General features: G+C 63.5%; 15 protein-coding genes. 12 read left to right on the forward strand and 3 right to left on the reverse strand.

What is annotated here, in order from left to right; genetic code table 11:
• The first annotated feature begins 4 nt into the window (after window positions 1–4).
• The 11 genes from nuoC (at window position 5) to nuoN (ending at window position 13805) form a co-directional block, all read left to right on the forward strand.
• On the forward strand, window positions 5–1786 hold the full coding sequence (gene nuoC / locus ACK56M_RS19485; RefSeq protein WP_013973384.1) for an NADH-quinone oxidoreductase subunit C/D: 1782 nt from the start codon (window positions 5–7) through the stop codon (window positions 1784–1786).
• Window positions 1787–1788: 2 nt separating this feature from the next.
• Window positions 1789–2286, forward strand: a complete 498-nt coding sequence (nuoE, locus tag ACK56M_RS19490; protein WP_003251433.1) for an NADH-quinone oxidoreductase subunit NuoE — start codon at window positions 1789–1791, stop codon at window positions 2284–2286.
• Complete coding sequence (gene nuoF, locus ACK56M_RS19495) at window positions 2283–3662, forward strand: NADH-quinone oxidoreductase subunit NuoF (protein ID WP_015271053.1); 1380 nt, start codon at window positions 2283–2285, stop codon at window positions 3660–3662. Before nuoE ends, nuoF begins: the two co-directional genes overlap by 4 nt.
• Before the next feature lie 132 nt (window positions 3663–3794).
• A complete protein-coding gene (gene nuoG / locus ACK56M_RS19500) occupies window positions 3795–6509 on the forward strand; it encodes an NADH-quinone oxidoreductase subunit NuoG (RefSeq protein ID WP_015271054.1) in 2715 nt (904 codons plus the stop codon).
• The gene (gene nuoH, locus ACK56M_RS19505; RefSeq protein WP_003251440.1) at window positions 6506–7513 is read left to right on the forward strand and encodes an NADH-quinone oxidoreductase subunit NuoH; all 1008 of its coding nucleotides are present in this window, start codon (window positions 6506–6508) and stop codon (window positions 7511–7513) included. Before nuoG ends, nuoH begins: the two co-directional genes overlap by 4 nt.
• Window positions 7514–7524: 11 nt before the next feature.
• Window positions 7525–8073, forward strand: coding sequence for an NADH-quinone oxidoreductase subunit NuoI (gene nuoI, locus ACK56M_RS19510; protein WP_003251442.1), 549 nt, complete (start codon window positions 7525–7527; stop codon window positions 8071–8073).
• 10 nt (window positions 8074–8083) lie between these two features.
• Window positions 8084–8584: an NADH-quinone oxidoreductase subunit J gene (gene nuoJ, locus ACK56M_RS19515; RefSeq protein WP_003261007.1), complete on the forward strand. Its 501-nt coding sequence runs from the start codon at window positions 8084–8086 to the stop codon at window positions 8582–8584.
• A gap of 3 nt (window positions 8585–8587) precedes the next feature.
• Window positions 8588–8896 carry an NADH-quinone oxidoreductase subunit NuoK gene (gene nuoK, locus ACK56M_RS19520; RefSeq protein ID WP_003251446.1) on the forward strand — a complete coding sequence of 103 codons (309 nt, stop codon included), beginning with the start codon at window positions 8588–8590 and terminating at the stop codon, window positions 8894–8896.
• Entirely contained in the window at window positions 8893–10746 is a 1854-nt protein-coding gene (nuoL, locus tag ACK56M_RS19525) for an NADH-quinone oxidoreductase subunit L (protein ID WP_013973388.1), read from the forward strand. The genes nuoK and nuoL overlap by 4 nt, the downstream gene beginning before the upstream one ends.
• Window positions 10747–10795: 49 nt before the next feature.
• The gene (gene nuoM / locus ACK56M_RS19530; RefSeq protein WP_015271056.1) at window positions 10796–12328 is read left to right on the forward strand and encodes an NADH-quinone oxidoreductase subunit M; all 1533 of its coding nucleotides are present in this window, start codon (window positions 10796–10798) and stop codon (window positions 12326–12328) included.
• Between the two features lie 7 nt (window positions 12329–12335).
• Window positions 12336–13805, forward strand: coding sequence for an NADH-quinone oxidoreductase subunit NuoN (gene nuoN / locus ACK56M_RS19535; RefSeq protein WP_013973390.1), 1470 nt, complete (start codon window positions 12336–12338; stop codon window positions 13803–13805).
• Window positions 13806–13883: 78 nt separating this feature from the next.
• On the opposite strand, the gene ACK56M_RS19540 is transcribed toward nuoN, so the two are convergent.
• Window positions 13884–14147, reverse strand: a complete 264-nt coding sequence (locus ACK56M_RS19540) for an ogr/Delta-like zinc finger family protein (RefSeq protein ID WP_023662582.1) — start codon at window positions 14145–14147, stop codon at window positions 13884–13886.
• A gap of 200 nt (window positions 14148–14347) precedes the next feature.
• On the opposite strand from ACK56M_RS19540, the gene ACK56M_RS19545 reads away from it, so the two are divergent.
• Window positions 14348–14740, forward strand: coding sequence for a helix-turn-helix domain-containing protein (locus ACK56M_RS19545; RefSeq protein ID WP_411958940.1), 393 nt, complete (start codon window positions 14348–14350; stop codon window positions 14738–14740).
• A 170-nt stretch (window positions 14741–14910) separates the two neighbouring features.
• On the opposite strand, the gene ACK56M_RS19550 is transcribed toward ACK56M_RS19545, so the two are convergent.
• Both ACK56M_RS19550 and ACK56M_RS19555 read right to left on the reverse strand, forming a co-directional pair.
• A complete protein-coding gene (locus ACK56M_RS19550; RefSeq protein ID WP_023662584.1) occupies window positions 14911–15258 on the reverse strand; it encodes a head completion/stabilization protein in 348 nt (115 codons plus the stop codon).
• A gap of 11 nt (window positions 15259–15269) precedes the next feature.
• The gene (locus ACK56M_RS19555) at window positions 15270–15518 is read right to left on the reverse strand and encodes a helix-turn-helix domain-containing protein (RefSeq protein ID WP_003261017.1); all 249 of its coding nucleotides are present in this window, start codon (window positions 15516–15518) and stop codon (window positions 15270–15272) included.
• Between the last annotated feature and the right edge of the window lie 213 nt (window positions 15519–15731).

A 15731-nucleotide genomic window follows, 5' to 3' on the forward strand; every position in this document is an offset into this window, starting at 1 on the left:
GACCATGACAGCGGACAACGCTATTTTCATTCCGCCCTACAAGGCTGACGACCAGGATGTGGTCGTCGAACTGCACAACCGTTTTGGCGCCGAAGCATTCGTCGCCCAGGAAACCCGCACCGGCATGCCCGTGCTGTGGGTCAAGCGCGAGCAGCTCAAGGAAGTGCTGAGCTTCCTGCGCGGCGTAGCCAAACCGTACAGCATGCTGTACGACCTGCACGGCGTCGACGAGCGCCTGCGCACCCAGCGCCGCGGCCTGCCAGCCGCCGACTTCAGCGTGTTCTACCACCTGCTGTCGATCGAGCGTAACAGCGATGTGATGATCAAGGTGTCGCTCAGCGAAGGCGACCTGAACCTGCCGACCGTGACCGGTATCTGGCCGAACGCCAACTGGTACGAGCGCGAAGTCTGGGACATGTTCGGCATCGACTTTGCCGGCCACCCGCACCTCAGCCGCATCATGATGCCGCCCACCTGGGAAGGCCACCCGCTGCGCAAGGACTACCCGGCCCGCGCTACCGAGTTCGATCCCTACAGCCTGACCCTGGCCAAGCAGCAGCTTGAAGAGGAATCGGCACGCTTCAACCCTGAAGCCTGGGGCATGAAGCGCCAGGGCGCCAACGAGGACTACATGTTCCTCAACCTCGGCCCCAACCACCCTTCCGCGCACGGTGCCTTCCGTATCGTCCTGCAGCTGGACGGTGAAGAGATCGTCGACTGCGTACCGGACATTGGCTACCACCACCGTGGCGCCGAAAAAATGGCCGAACGCCAGTCCTGGCACAGCTTCATCCCCTACACCGACCGTATCGACTACCTCGGCGGGGTAATGAACAACCTGCCGTACGTGCTCGCGGTCGAGAAGCTGGCCGGCATCAAGGTGCCACAGAAGGTCGACACCATCCGCGTGATGCTGGCCGAGTTCTTCCGTATCACCAGCCACCTGCTGTTCCTGGGTACCTACATCCAGGACGTCGGCGCCATGACCCCGGTGTTCTTCACCTTCACCGACCGCCAGCGCGCGTACACCGTGATCGAAGCGATCACCGGTTTCCGCCTGCACCCGGCCTGGTACCGCATCGGTGGCGTTGCCCACGACCTGCCGCGCGGCTGGGACAAGCTGGTCAAGGACTTCGTCGAATGGCTGCCCAAGCGCCTCGACGAGTACGAAAAGGCCGCCCTGCAGAACAGCATCCTCAAGGGCCGTACCATCGGCGTTGCCGCGTACAACACCAAGGAAGCCCTGGCCTGGGGTACCACCGGTGCCGGCCTGCGTGCCACCGGTTGCGACTTCGACCTGCGTAAAGCCCGCCCCTACTCCGGCTACGAGAACTTCGAGTTCGAAGTACCGCTGGCCCACAACGGCGATGCCTACGATCGCTGCATGGTCCGTGTCGAGGAGATGCGCCAGAGTATCCGCATCATCGACCAGTGCCTGCGCAACATGCCGGAAGGCCCGTACAAGGCGGATCACCCGCTGACCACGCCGCCGCCGAAAGAGCGCACCCTGCAGCACATCGAAACCCTGATCACGCACTTCCTGCAAGTCTCGTGGGGCCCGGTCATGCCGGCCAACGAGTCGTTCCAGATGATCGAGGCGACCAAGGGCATCAACAGTTACTACCTGACGAGCGATGGCGGCACCATGAGCTACCGCACCCGGATCCGTACCCCGAGCTACCCGCACCTGCAGCAGATCCCTTCGGTGATCAAAGGCAGCATGGTCGCCGACCTCATTGCGTACCTGGGCAGTATCGACTTCGTTATGGCTGACGTGGACCGCTAAGCATGAACAGCACGCTTATCCAGACAGACCGTTTCGCCCTGAGCGAAACCGAGCGCTCGGCCATCGAGCACGAAATGCATCACTACGAGGACCCGCGCGCGGCGTCCATCGAAGCCCTGAAGATCGTCCAGAAGGAACGTGGCTGGGTGCCGGACGGCGCCATCCACGCCATCGGCGAAGTACTGGGCATCCCGGCCAGCGACGTCGAAGGTGTCGCCACCTTCTACAGCCAGATCTTCCGTCAGCCGGTCGGCCGCCACATCATCCGCGTGTGCGACAGCATGGTCTGCTACATCGGCGGCCATGAATCCGTGGTCAGCCAGATTCAAAGCGAACTGGGCATCGGCCTGGGCCAGACCACCGCCGACGGCCGCTTCACCCTGCTGCCGGTATGCTGCCTGGGCAACTGCGACAAGGCCCCGGCGCTGATGATCGACGACGACACCTTCGGTGACGTGCAGCCGGCTGGTGTTTCCAAATTGCTGGAGGGTTACGTATGACCATTACTTCCTTCGGCCCGGCCAACCGCATCGCGCGCACGGCCGAAACCCACCCGCTGACCTGGCGCCTGCGTGACGACGGCGAGCCGGTCTGGCTTGCCGAGTACGAATCGAAGAACGGCTACGCTGCCGCCCGCAAGGCGCTGGCGCAGATGTCGGCCGACGACATCGTGCAAAGCGTCAAGGACTCCGGCCTCAAGGGGCGCGGTGGTGCAGGCTTCCCCACTGGCGTGAAGTGGGGCCTGATGCCCAAAGACGAATCCATGAACATCCGCTACCTGCTGTGCAACGCGGACGAAATGGAGCCGAACACCTGGAAAGACCGCATGCTGATGGAGCAACAGCCCCATCTGCTGGTAGAGGGCATGCTGATCAGCGCCCGCGCCCTGAAGGCCTACCGTGGCTACATCTTCCTGCGTGGCGAATACACCACCGCAGCGAAGAACCTGAACCGCGCCATCGAGGAAGCCAAGGCCGCCGGCCTGCTGGGCAAGAACATCCTCGGCAGCGGTTTCGATTTCGAGCTGTTCGTGCACACCGGTGCCGGCCGCTACATCTGCGGTGAAGAAACCGCACTGATCAACTCGCTGGAAGGCCGCCGCGCCAACCCGCGCTCCAAGCCGCCCTTCCCTGCCGCCGTGGGCGTGTGGGGCAAGCCGACTTGCGTGAACAACGTCGAAACCCTGTGCAACGTCCCGGCCATCGTCGCCAACGGCAACGACTGGTACAAGTCGCTGGCCCGTGAAGGCAGCGAAGACCACGGCACCAAGCTGATGGGCTTCTCCGGCAAGGTGAAGAACCCGGGCCTGTGGGAACTGCCTTTCGGCGTCACCGCCCGCGAACTGTTCGAAGACTACGCCGGCGGCATGCGCGACGGCTTCAAGCTCAAGTGCTGGCAGCCAGGTGGCGCCGGTACCGGCTTCCTGCTGCCCGAGCACCTCGACGCGCAGATGTACGCCGGCGGCATCGCCAAGGTCGGCACCCGTATGGGTACCGGTCTGGCAATGGCGGTGGACGACAGCATCAACATGGTTTCGCTGCTGCGCAACATGGAAGAGTTCTTCGCCCGCGAATCGTGCGGCTGGTGCACCCCATGCCGTGACGGCCTGCCATGGAGCGTGAAGATGCTGCGCGCACTGGAGAAAGGCCAGGGCCGCGCCGAAGACATCGAGACGCTGCTGGGCCTGGTCAACTTCCTCGGCCCTGGCCGTACCTTCTGTGCTCACGCACCAGGTGCCGTCGAGCCGCTGGGCAGTGCCATCAAATACTTCCGGTCCGAGTTCGAGGCCGGTGTCGCTCCAGCTGCGGCTGGCGATGCCCTGCGCCCCGACCTGGCCAAGCCAATCCAGGCCGGGCCGATCGTGGTCGGCGCATAACAAGATGATTAGGCGGGTGGTCCGTGCCACTCGCCAGCTTGCCGGCAGGCCCGAGAAATCGTGGCGTGTCGCAAGCTCACCGATTTCCATTAGCCACGCCCGCTCACGCGGGCCAACGAAGAACTTTGAACAATGGCCACTATCCACGTAGACGGCAAAGCGCTCGAAGTCAACGGTGCAGACAACCTGTTACAGGCCTGTCTGTCGCTCGGCCTCGACATCCCTTATTTCTGCTGGCACCCGGCGCTTGGTAGCGTTGGCGCCTGCCGGCAGTGCGCGGTCAAGCAGTACACCGACGAGAACGACACCCGCGGTCGTATCGTCATGTCCTGCATGACCCCTGCCTCCGACGGCACCTGGATCTCCATCGACGATGAAGAGTCCAAGGCGTTCCGCGCCAGCGTCGTCGAATGGCTGATGACCAACCACCCGCACGACTGCCCGGTGTGCGAGGAAGGCGGTCACTGCCACCTGCAGGACATGACGGTAATGACCGGCCACAACGAGCGCCGCTACCGTTTCACCAAGCGTACCCACCAGAACCAGGACCTCGGCCCGTTCATCGCCCATGAGATGAACCGCTGCATCGCCTGCTACCGCTGCGTGCGCTACTACAAGGACTATGCCGGTGGTACCGACCTGGGCGTTTACGGCGCCCACGACAACGTGTACTTCGGCCGCGTCGAAGACGGCGTGCTGGAAAGCGAATTCTCCGGCAACCTGACCGAGGTCTGCCCGACCGGCGTGTTCACCGACAAGACCCACTCCGAGCGCTACAACCGCAAGTGGGACATGCAGTTTGCCCCGAGCATCTGCCACGGCTGCTCCAGCGGCTGCAACATCAGCCCGGGCGAGCGCTACGGCGAACTGCGTCGGGTGGAAAACCGCTTCAACGGCTCGGTAAACCAGTACTTCCTGTGCGACCGTGGCCGCTTCGGCTATGGCTACGTCAACCGCAAGGATCGCCCACGCCAGCCACACCTGGCCGACGGCACCAAGCTTGGCCTGGACGCCGCCCTGGACAAGGCCGCCGACCTGCTGCGCGGACGTACCATCGTCGGTATCGGCTCGCCACGCGCCAGCCTGGAAAGCAACTACGGCCTGCGTGAGCTGGTCGGTGCCGAGTACTTCTACTCGGGTATGGAAGCCGGCGAACTGGCCCGCGTACGCCTGGCCCTGAACGTGCTGAACAACAGCCCGCTGCCGGTCCCGACCCTGCGCGACATCGAAGACCACGACGCCGTGTTCGTGCTCGGTGAAGACCTGACCCAGACCGCTGCCCGCGTCGCCCTGGCCGTGCGCCAGGCCACCAAGGGCAAGGCCGAGGCCATGGCCGAAGCGATGAAGGTGCAGCCGTGGCTCGACGCCGCCGTGAAGAATATCGGCCAGCACGCGCTGTACCCGCTGTTCATCGCTTCGCTGGCTGAAACCAAGCTGGACGACGTCGCCGAAGAATGCGTGCACGCCGCCCCGGCCGACCTGGCCCGCATCGGTTTCGCCGTGGCCCACGCCATCGACCCGAGCGCCCCTGCCGTCGAAGGCCTGGACGCCGAAGCGAAAGCCCTGGCCCAGCGCATCGCCGACGCCCTGGTCGCGGCCAAGCGCCCACTGGTCGTAGCCGGTACCTCGCTGGCCGACCCCGCGCTGATCGAAGCCGCCGCCAACATCGCCAAGGCGCTGAAGCTGCGCGAGAAGAACGGCTCGCTGAGCCTGGTGGTGCCTGAAGCCAACAGCCTCGGCCTGGCCATGCTCGGTGGCGAGTCGGTCGATGCCGCGCTGGACGCGGTCATCAGCGGCAAGGCCGACGCCATCGTCGTGCTGGAAAACGACCTGTACGCCCGCGTACCGGCCGCCAAGGTCGATGCAGCCCTGGCCGCGGCCAAGGTAGTGATCGTTGCCGACCACTCGAAAACCCCGACTGTCGACCGCGCCCACCTGGTGCTGCCGGCCGCCTCGTTCGCCGAAGGCGACGGTACCCTGGTCAGCCAGGAAGGCCGCGCCCAGCGCTTCTTCCAGGTCTTCGACCCACAATACCTGGACAGCAGCATCCAGATCCACGAAGGCTGGCGCTGGATGCACGCCCTGCGTGCCACCCTGCTGAACAAGCCGGTCGACTGGACCCAGCTGGATCACGTCACCAGCGCCTGCGCCGAAGCCGCCCCGCAACTGGCCGGTATCGTCAACGCCGCGCCAAGCGCCGCGTTCCGCATCAAGGGCATGAAACTGGCCCGTGAGCCGCTGCGCTACTCCGGCCGTACCGCCATGCGCGCCAACATCAGCGTGCACGAGCCGCGTACTCCGCAAGACAAGGACACCGCGTTCGCCTTCTCCATGGAAGGCTACTCGGGTTCGGCCGAACCGCGTCAGCAAGTGCCGTTCGCCTGGTCGCCGGGCTGGAACTCGCCGCAAGCCTGGAACAAGTTCCAGGACGAGGTCGGTGGCCACCTGCGTGCAGGTGACCCGGGCGTACGCCTGATCGAACCGCAAGGCGACCGCCTGCACTGGTTCAATACCATTCCGGGCGCCTTCAACCCGGCCCGTGGTACCTGGACTGCCGTGCCGTTCTTCCACCTGTTCGGCAGCGAAGAAAGCTCCTCGCGCGCCGCACCGGTACAAGAGCGCATCCCGGCAGCCTACGTGGCCCTGGCCAAGTCCGAAGCCGACCGCCTGGGCGTCAACGACGGTGCCCTGCTGAGCCTGAACGTTGCCGGTGTGGCTCTGCGCCTGCCGCTGCGTATCAATGAAGAGCTGGGCGCTGGCCTGGTCGCGTTGCCGAAAGGCCTGGCCGGCATTCCGCCTGCCATCTTCGGTGCATCCGTCGAAGGTCTGCAGGAGGCAGCACAATGAGCTGGTTCACCCCCGAAGTGATCGATGTGATCCTGACCGTGCTGCGGGCCATCGTGGTCCTGCTGGCGGTGGTGGTCTGCGGCGCGCTGCTCAGCTTCGTCGAGCGCCGCCTGCTGGGCTGGTGGCAGGACCGTTACGGTCCGAACCGCGTCGGCCCGTTCGGCATGTTCCAGATCGCTGCCGACATGCTGAAGATGTTCTTCAAGGAAGACTGGAACCCGCCCTTCGTCGACCGCGTGATCTTCACCCTGGCACCGGTAGTGGCCATGAGCGCCCTGCTGATCGCCTTCGTGGTCATCCCGATCACCCCGACCTGGGGCGTCGCCGACCTGAACATCGGCCTGCTGTTCTTCTTCGCCATGGCCGGCCTGTCGGTCTACGCGGTGCTGTTCGCCGGCTGGTCGTCGAACAACAAGTACGCCCTGCTGGGCAGCTTGCGCGCCTCGGCACAGACCGTGTCGTACGAAGTGTTCCTGGGCCTGGCGCTGATGGGCGTGGTGGTGCAGGTGGGTTCGTTCAACATGCGCGACATCGTTGAATACCAGGCCCAGAACCTGTGGTTCATCATTCCGCAGTTCTTCGGCTTCTGTACCTTCTTCATCGCTGGCGTCGCCGTGACTCACCGTCACCCGTTCGACCAACCCGAAGCGGAACAGGAACTGGCCGACGGCTACCACATCGAGTATGCCGGCATGAAATGGGGCATGTTCTTCGTCGGTGAGTACATCGGCATCATCCTCATCTCGGCGCTGCTGGTAACCCTGTTCTTCGGCGGCTGGCACGGCCCGTTCGGCATCCTGCCGCAACTGTCGTTCCTGTGGTTCGCGCTGAAGACCGCGTTCTTCATCATGCTGTTCATCCTGCTGCGCGCATCGATCCCGCGCCCACGCTATGACCAGGTGATGGACTTCAGCTGGAAGTTCTGCCTGCCGCTGACCCTGATCAATTTGCTGGTGACCGCTGCGATCGTGCTCTACAACACGCCAGCCGTCGCGGCCCAGTGAGGATTTGACCCATGTTCAAGTATATCGGCGACATCGTTAAGGGCACCGGCACCCAGCTGCGCAGCCTGGCAATGGTGTTCTCCCACGGGTTCCGCAAGCGCGACACCCTGCAGTACCCCGAAGAACCCGTGTACCTGCCGCCGCGCTACCGCGGCCGCATCGTCCTTACCCGCGACCCCGATGGCGAGGAGCGCTGCGTAGCGTGCAACCTCTGCGCGGTGGCCTGCCCGGTCGGCTGCATCTCGCTGCAGAAGGCCGAGACCGAGGACGGCCGCTGGTATCCGGAGTTCTTCCGCATCAACTTCTCGCGCTGCATCTTCTGTGGCCTGTGTGAAGAAGCGTGCCCGACCACCGCGATCCAGCTGACTCCGGATTTCGAAATGGCCGAGTTCAAGCGTCAGGACCTGGTGTACGAGAAAGAAGATCTGCTGATCTCCGGCCCCGGCAAGAACCCTGACTACAACTTCTACCGTGTTGCCGGCATGGCAATCGCTGGCAAGCCGAAGGGCTCTGCACAGAACGAAGCCGAGCCGATCAACGTGAAGAGCTTGCTCCCATAAGGACAGAAAGATGGAATTCGCTTTCTACTTCGCATCCGGGATCGCCGTGGTCTCCACCCTTCGGGTGGTGACCGGCACCAACCCCGTGCACGCCTTGCTTTACCTGATCATTTCGCTGATTTCCGTGGCCATGATCTTCTTCGCCCTGGGTGCGCCGTTCGCCGGCGCCCTGGAAGTGATCGCCTACGCCGGCGCCATCATGGTGCTGTTCGTGTTCGTGGTGATGATGCTCAACCTCGGGCCGGCTTCGGTCGCCCAGGAACGGGGCTGGCTCAAGCCCGGTATCTGGGCCGGGCCGGTGATCCTCGCCGCCCTGCTGCTGCTGGAGCTGCTGTACGTGCTGTTCGTCACCCCGAGCGGCGCCGGCATCAGCGGTACCACCGTGGGCCCGAAAGAAGTCGGCATCAGCCTGTTCGGCCCTTACCTGCTGGTGGTCGAACTGGCTTCGATGCTGCTGCTGGCCGCGGCCGTCACCGCCTTCCACCTGGGCCGCAACGAGGCGAAGGAGTAAATCATGGGTGCTATCCCTCTCGAGCATGGTCTGGCGGTCGCCGGCATCCTGTTCTGCTTAGGTCTGGTTGGCCTGATGGTCCGCCGCAACATCCTCTTCGTGCTCATGAGCCTGGAAGTCATGATGAACGCCTCTGCCCTGGCGTTCGTCGTCGCCGGTGCCCGTTGGGTCCAGCCCGATGGCCAGGTGATGTTCATTCTGGTGATCAGCCTGGCAGCCGCCGAGGCCAGTATTGGCCTGGCCATCCTGCTGCAGCTGTATCGCCGCTTCCACACTCTCGACATCGATGCTGCCAGTGAGATGCGCGGATGAACCTTCTCTTCCTGACTTTCGTCTTCCCCCTCGTCGGCTTCCTGCTGCTGTCGTTCTCGCGCGGGCGGTTCTCGGAGAACCTGTCCGCCCTGATCGGCGTCGGCTCGGTAGGCCTTTCGGCCGCCACCGCCGCCTACGTCATCTGGCAATTCAATGTCGCCCCGCCTGAAGGCGGCGCGTACAGCCAGCTGCTGTGGCAGTGGATGTCGGTGGACGGCTTCGCGCCGAACTTCACCCTGTACCTGGACGGCCTGTCGGTCACCATGCTCGGCGTTGTCACCGGTGTCGGCTTCCTGATCCACCTGTTCGCTTCCTGGTACATGCGTGGCGAAGCCGGTTACTCGCGCTTCTTCGCGTACACCAACCTGTTCATCGCCAGCATGCTGTTCCTGGTGCTGGGCGACAACCTGCTGTTCATCTACTTCGGCTGGGAAGGCGTGGGCCTGTGCTCGTACCTGTTGATCGGTTTCTACTACAGCAACCGCAACAACGGTAACGCGGCACTCAAGGCATTCATCGTCACCCGTATCGGCGACGTGTTCATGGCCATCGGCCTGTTCATCCTGTTCGTCCAGCTGGGTACCCTGAACGTGCAGGAACTGCTGGTGCTGGCACCGCAGAAGTTCCAGGCTGGCGACACCTGGATGGTGCTGGCAACCCTGATGCTGCTGGGTGGTGCGGTCGGTAAATCGGCCCAGCTGCCACTGCAGACCTGGCTGGCCGACGCGATGGCCGGCCCTACTCCGGTCTCCGCGCTGATCCACGCGGCAACCATGGTGACCGCGGGCGTGTACCTGATCGCCCGTACCAACGGCCTGTTCCTGCTGGCGCCGGACATCCTGCACCTGGTAGGGGTGGTCGGTGGCGTGACCCTGGTACTGGCCGGCTTCGCCGCGCTGGTGCAGACCGACATCAAGCGTATCCTCGCCTACTCGACCATGAGCCAGATCGGCTACATGTTCCTGGCCCTGGGCGTTGGCGCCTGGGACGCGGCGATCTTCCACCTGATGACCCACGCCTTCTTCAAGGCCCTGCTGTTCCTTGCCTCCGGTGCGGTGATCGTTGCCTGCCACCACGAGCAGGACATCTTCAAGATGGGCGGCCTGTGGAAGAAACTGCCGCTGGCCTACGCCAGCTTCGTGGTCGGTGGCGCTGCCCTGGCTGCCCTGCCGATCGTGACCGTGGGCTTCTACTCCAAGGACGAGATCCTCTGGGAAGCCTTCGCCAGCGGCAACACCGGCCTGCTGTACGCCGGCCTGGTCGGTGCGTTCATGACCTCGCTGTACACCTTCCGCCTGATCTTCATCGCCTTCCACGGCGAAGCCAAGACCGAAGCCCACGCTGGCCACGGCATCAGCCACTGGCTGCCGCTGGGCGTGCTGATCGTGCTGTCGACCTTCGTCGGCGCCTGGATCACCCCGCCGCTGGCAGGTGTGCTGCCTGAAAGCGCCGGCCACGCCGGTGGCGAAGCCAAGCACGCGCTGGAGATCACTTCGGGCGCCATCGCCATCGCCGGTATCCTGCTGTCGGCCCTGCTGTTCCTGGGCAAGCGCCGCTTCGTCAGCGCCGTCGCCAACAGCGGTATCGGTCGTGTCCTGTCGGCCTGGTGGTTCGCCGCCTGGGGCTTCGACTGGATCTACGACAAGCTGTTCGTCAAACCTTACCTGCTGATCAGCCACATCCTGCGCAAGGATCCGGTTGACCGCAGCATAGGCCTGATTCCTCGCCTGGCTCGCGGCGGCCACGTCGCCATGAGCAAGACCGAGACCGGCCAGCTGCGCTGGTACACCGCTTCGATCGCCGTTGGCGCAGTGCTGGTACTCGGCGCTGTGGTAGTGGCCGCGGTATGACCATGAACCTTGCGAACCTTGCGACCCTGCAAAAGGAAACGAACCCGTCATGATTTTGCCTTGGCTGATCCTGATCCCCTTCATCGGCGGCTTCCTGTGCTGGCTGGGTGAGCGCTTCGGCGCCACCCTGCCGCGCTGGATCGCGCTGCTGACCATGTCCCTTCTGCTCGGCATCGGCCTGTGGCTGTGGGGTAACGGCGACTACACCCTGGCACCCGCTCCGGGCGCCGAGCCTGCCTGGGCCCTGGAATACAAAGTCCAGTGGATCCAGCGTTTCGGCATCAGCATCCACCTGGCCCTCGACGGCCTGTCGCTGCTGATGATCCTGCTCACCGGCCTGCTCGGTGTGCTGTCGGTACTGTGTTCCTGGAAAGAGATCCAGCGTCACGTCGGCTTCTTCCACCTCAACCTGATGTGGATCCTTGGCGGCGTGGTCGGTGTGTTCCTGGCCCTGGACCTGTTCCTGTTCTTCTTCTTCTGGGAAATGATGCTGGTGCCGATGTACTTCCTCATCGCGCTCTGGGGTCACAGCTCGTCGGACGGCAAGAAGACCCGGATCTACGCGGCGACCAAGTTCTTCATCTTCACCCAGGCCAGCGGCCTGATCATGCTGGTGGCGATCCTCGGCCTGGTGCTGGTCAACTACACCAACACCGGCGTGATCACCTTCAACTACAGCGACCTGCTCAAGGCCGAACTGCCAGCCGGTACCGAATACCTGCTGATGCTGGGCTTCTTCATCGCCTTCGCGGTGAAGCTGCCGGTGGTGCCGTTCCACTCCTGGCTGCCTGACGCTCACGCCCAGGCACCGACCGCAGGTTCCGTGGACCTGGCCGGTATCTTGCTGAAGACTGCGGCCTACGGCCTGCTGCGCTTCGCCCTGCCGCTGTTCCCGAACGCTTCGGCCGAGTTTGCGCCAATCGCCATGACCCTGGGCCTGATCGGTATCTTCTACGGTGCCTTCCTGGCCTTTGCGCAAACCGACATCAAGCGCCTGGTCGCCTTCTCCAGCGTCTCGCACATGGGCTTCGTGCTGATCGGTATCTATTCCGGCAGCCAGCAGGCCCTGCAAGGCGCGGTGATCCAGATGCTGGCCCACGGCCTGTCCGCTGCCGCGCTGTTCATCCTGGCCGGCCAGCTGTACGAGCGCTTGCACACCCGTGACATGCGCCAGATGGGTGGCCTGTGGCACCGCATCGCCTACCTGCCGGCCATCAGCCTGTTCTTCGCCGCCGCCTCCCTGGGCCTGCCCGGTACAGGCAACTTCGTCGGCGAGTTCCTGATCCTGATCGGCAGCTTCGCCAGCGTGCCTTGGATCACCGTGATCGCCACCACTGGCCTGGTGTTCGGTTCGGTGTACTCGCTGATCATGATCCACCGCGCCTACTTCGGCCCGGCCAAGACCGACACCGTGCTGGCCGGCATGGACGGACGCGAACTGATCATGGTCCTGGGTCTGGCGGTACTGCTGATCCTGCTGGGCGTGTATCCGCAGCCGTTCCTCGACACCTCTGCCGCCACCATGAGTGGTGTGCAGCAGTGGCTCGGTTCCGCTTTCACTCAACTCGCTTCGGCCCGGTAAGAGCGCTATGGAATTCACCACTCAACACTTCATCGCATTGGCGCCGATGCTGATCACCACCATCACCACGGTGGTGGTGATGCTGGCGATCGCCTGGAAGCGCAACCACTCGCAGACCTTCCTGCTGTCCACCGTGGGCCTCAACCTGGCCCTGCTGTCGATCCTGCCGGCGCTGAAGGTTGCGCCGCTGGCGGTCACCCCGCTGATCACCATCGACAAGTTCGCCTGCCTGTACATGGCGATCATCCTGGTGGCGACGCTGGCCTGCGTCACCCTTGCCCACGCCTACCTCGGCGAAGGCTCCAAGGGTTTCCCGGGCAACCGTGAAGAACTGTACCTGCTGCTGCTGATGTCGGCCCTCGGTGGCCTGGTGCTGGTCAGCGCCAACCACCTGGCCGGCCTGTTCATCGGCCTGGAGCTGCTGTCGGTACCGGTCTATGGCCTGGTGGCGTATGCCTTCTTCAACAAGCGCTCGCTGGAAGCCGGCATCAAGTACATGGTGCTGTCGGCCGCAGGCTCGGCCTTCCTGCTGTTCGGCATGGCCTTGCTGTACGCCGACGCCGGCAGCCTGAGCTTCGACCAGATCGGCAAGGCCCTGGCCGCCACCAGCATGCCAAGCCTGGTGGCCCAGCTGGGCCTGGGCATGATGCTGGTCGGCCTGGCCTTCAAACTGTCGCTGGTACCGTTCCACCTGTGGACCCCGGACGTGTACGAAGGCGCCCCGGCACCGGTCGCCGCCTTCCTGGCAACCGCCAGCAAGGTTGCGGTGTTCGCCGTTGTCGTGCGTCTGTTCATGCTCTCCCCTGCTGCCAGCAGCGGCGCGCTGAGCACCGTACTGGCGGTGATTGCCGTGGCCTCGATCCTGATCGGCAACCTGCTGGCACTGACCCAGAGCAACCTCAAGCGCCTGCTCGGTTACTCGTCCATCGCCCACTTCGGTTACCTGGTCATCGCCCTGGTCGCCAGCAAGGGCCTGGCCCTGGAAGCCATGGGCGTGTACCTGGTCACCTACGTGATCACCAGCCTGGGCGCCTTCGGTGTCATCACCCTGATGTCCTCGCCTTACGGCGGCCGTGACGCCGATGCACTGTACGAGTACCGCGGCCTGTTCTGGCGCCGTCCGTACCTGACTGCGGTACTGACCGTGATGATGCTGTCGCTGGCGGGTATCCCGCTGACCGCCGGCTTCATCGGCAAGTTCTACATCATTGCCACTGGCGTCGAGTCGCACCTGTGGTGGCTGGTCGGTGCCCTGGTGATCGGTAGCGCCATCGGCGTCTACTACTACCTGCGCGTCATGGTCACCCTGTACCTGGTCGAGCCGAACCTGCGTCGCCACGACGCCCCGCTGAAATGGGAACAGCGCACCGGCGGCGTCATGCTGCTGGCCATCGCCATTCTCGCCTTCGTGCTGGGTGTGTACCCGCAACCGCTGCTGGAAATGGTCCAGCAAGCCGGCCTGCAACTGATCGGCTGATCGCCCCGGCAAAACAAGACACCCCGCTTATGCGGGGTGTTTTTTTATCTGCACGCTTTTATCCGTGAGCATGAAGGCTTATTCACCAGGATTGTCCTGGACGGCCCCCGGCAGCGCTGCCTTGCGTAAATCACCGTTGGCCGAAGGCAGGTACACTTCCGGGTTGGGCATGCCGCTGGGCGAGAGCTCATGGGTCATCTCGAACTCGGCACGCACCGACCAGCCACAGGCCTCGTTGGTGCATTGCAAATAGGCGATCCGCAGGAAAATATGACGCCCTTCACTGGTGCGTATACGCATCCGGCTGTGGCAATGCGGGCAAACCAGCTTGTATGTACTCACGGCAAGTACCTGCAAGCATTGTTCGGGCTTACCTTCTGTGAGAATAGTCGTCCGGTTTTGTCAGTATTGGCTGCATATATAGGTGTATTCTTCAGTTTGATGCTTCTCATTGCAGGAATGCTCCTTAAAACGCAGGGCTGTATTCATAACGAGTAGTTTAAGCCCATGGAATATCATTAAACCAGTCATGGATATTAGTTATGAGTACCCACGTACTTGCTTCGGTGCTGACCAGGCTGAAGCTTCTGACCGCTACGGAATCTGACGCCGAGCTGTCCAGAGCGCTCTCGATCAGCCCGCAGACATTGAGCAGCTGGAAGGTGCGCGACAGCATTCCTTACTCACTTTGCATAGACATCGCCAGGCAGTATGCATGCTCACTGGACTGGCTTCTGCTGGGTGAACCCGAACGACATCGCGCAGGCCTGGACGACGAAGGCTGGGAACAGGACATGCTCACGCGCCTGCGCACCCTGTCGCTTGCCGATCGCCAAGCCGTTCTCCTGCTGGTTCAGGACAAGCAACGCATCCAGCAGCTGGAGCGGCAATTGAGCGCGCTGACCAGTCGCTCGCCCAATGCCGCCAGCGGCTAGCCCCGGCGGCGCCAGCGCTGGATGAGTTCGCGCGGGTCCAGCGTATCCAGCCAGACCATCACCTTGAGGCTGATGGGGATCACCACCACGGCAGCGCGGCGAACAGGACATTGCCATCCACGCCCAGCAACTCCACCAGCGCCGGGGCCAGGCTGTCGACAACAGATTTTTCAGTCATGGGCAGCCCCTCGGTGTGCGGCGGGCAGGTAGGCGGTCGAGCCCAGGTTACGCATGACCGCGGCTTCGACAAAGCGGATGTAGCACACCTGCAATGCACGCCCGTGGTCATGCCCGGCCACATCCTCGAGGCGCTTGTAGCCCCGCTCTCGCAACACCGCGCGCCAGCGCGCGAATTCGCGTGCCGCGTCGATGGCAGCGCAGCGTGCGGCCACTTCCAGCACAGCCTCACTGACAGGCCGCTTCAGGTTCAGGCGCTCACGCAGCCTGTCCAGGTCTACCCGTGGCCAGAAGGGGTCATGGCAATCAGCATAACGCCGTAACCGAGGATCGTTGCCCATGCTTCACCCCCTCACTGCTCGGCCAGCATGCCGTAACGAATGGCCTTGATCACTGCAGCCACCCGTGTGGGCACATCGAATTTGCGCAGGATGTTCGACACATGGAAGTTCACCGTCGATTCCTTGCATTCCAGGATCTGGCCAATCTCCCACGAGCTCTTTCCGTAGGCACACCACAACAGCACTTGCCGTTCACGTGGCGTCAGGCGAACCGGGGCGTCCGCCAGGGGTTGCTGCGAATGTCGTGCGTTGTCAGTCATGTTTGAACTCCACGGGTGATTGAGCGAGGCATCGCTGCCGGTCTGCAATCACCTTACGAAGCGCGGGTCGCCCAGCTCCATCGCTGCGGCTTGTAAAGAACTTTCGTACAAAACCGTCTGACGAAGGTTGCGCGATATTTGTCGACTTTCCTCGTGCTCCAAGCGGCATTTCGCTCGTCTCAACGCCGTTGTCCATTCGCCTTTCGCCTGGAG

Origin of the sequence: Pseudomonas sp. s4, assembly GCF_046764235.1 — a bacterium.
GTDB lineage: Bacteria > Pseudomonadota > Gammaproteobacteria > Pseudomonadales > Pseudomonadaceae > Aquipseudomonas > Aquipseudomonas asiatica.

Coding starts and splice junctions, on each gene's coding strand:
- nuoC (WP_013973384.1), top strand. CDS start 5: ATGACAGCGGACAACGCTATTTTCATTCCGCCCTACAAGGCTGACGAC.
- nuoE (WP_003251433.1), top strand. CDS start 1,789: ATGAACAGCACGCTTATCCAGACAGACCGTTTCGCCCTGAGCGAAACC.
- nuoF (WP_015271053.1), top strand. CDS start 2,283: ATGACCATTACTTCCTTCGGCCCGGCCAACCGCATCGCGCGCACGGCC.
- nuoG (WP_015271054.1), top strand. CDS start 3,795: ATGGCCACTATCCACGTAGACGGCAAAGCGCTCGAAGTCAACGGTGCA.
- nuoH (WP_003251440.1), top strand. CDS start 6,506: ATGAGCTGGTTCACCCCCGAAGTGATCGATGTGATCCTGACCGTGCTG.
- nuoI (WP_003251442.1), top strand. CDS start 7,525: ATGTTCAAGTATATCGGCGACATCGTTAAGGGCACCGGCACCCAGCTG.
- nuoJ (WP_003261007.1), top strand. CDS start 8,084: ATGGAATTCGCTTTCTACTTCGCATCCGGGATCGCCGTGGTCTCCACC.
- nuoK (WP_003251446.1), top strand. CDS start 8,588: ATGGGTGCTATCCCTCTCGAGCATGGTCTGGCGGTCGCCGGCATCCTG.
- nuoL (WP_013973388.1), top strand. CDS start 8,893: ATGAACCTTCTCTTCCTGACTTTCGTCTTCCCCCTCGTCGGCTTCCTG.
- nuoM (WP_015271056.1), top strand. CDS start 10,796: ATGATTTTGCCTTGGCTGATCCTGATCCCCTTCATCGGCGGCTTCCTG.
- nuoN (WP_013973390.1), top strand. CDS start 12,336: ATGGAATTCACCACTCAACACTTCATCGCATTGGCGCCGATGCTGATC.
- ACK56M_RS19545 (WP_411958940.1), top strand. CDS start 14,348: ATGAGTACCCACGTACTTGCTTCGGTGCTGACCAGGCTGAAGCTTCTG.
- ACK56M_RS19550 (WP_023662584.1), bottom strand. CDS start 15,258: ATGGGCAACGATCCTCGGTTACGGCGTTATGCTGATTGCCATGACCCC.
- ACK56M_RS19555 (WP_003261017.1), bottom strand. CDS start 15,518: ATGACTGACAACGCACGACATTCGCAGCAACCCCTGGCGGACGCCCCG.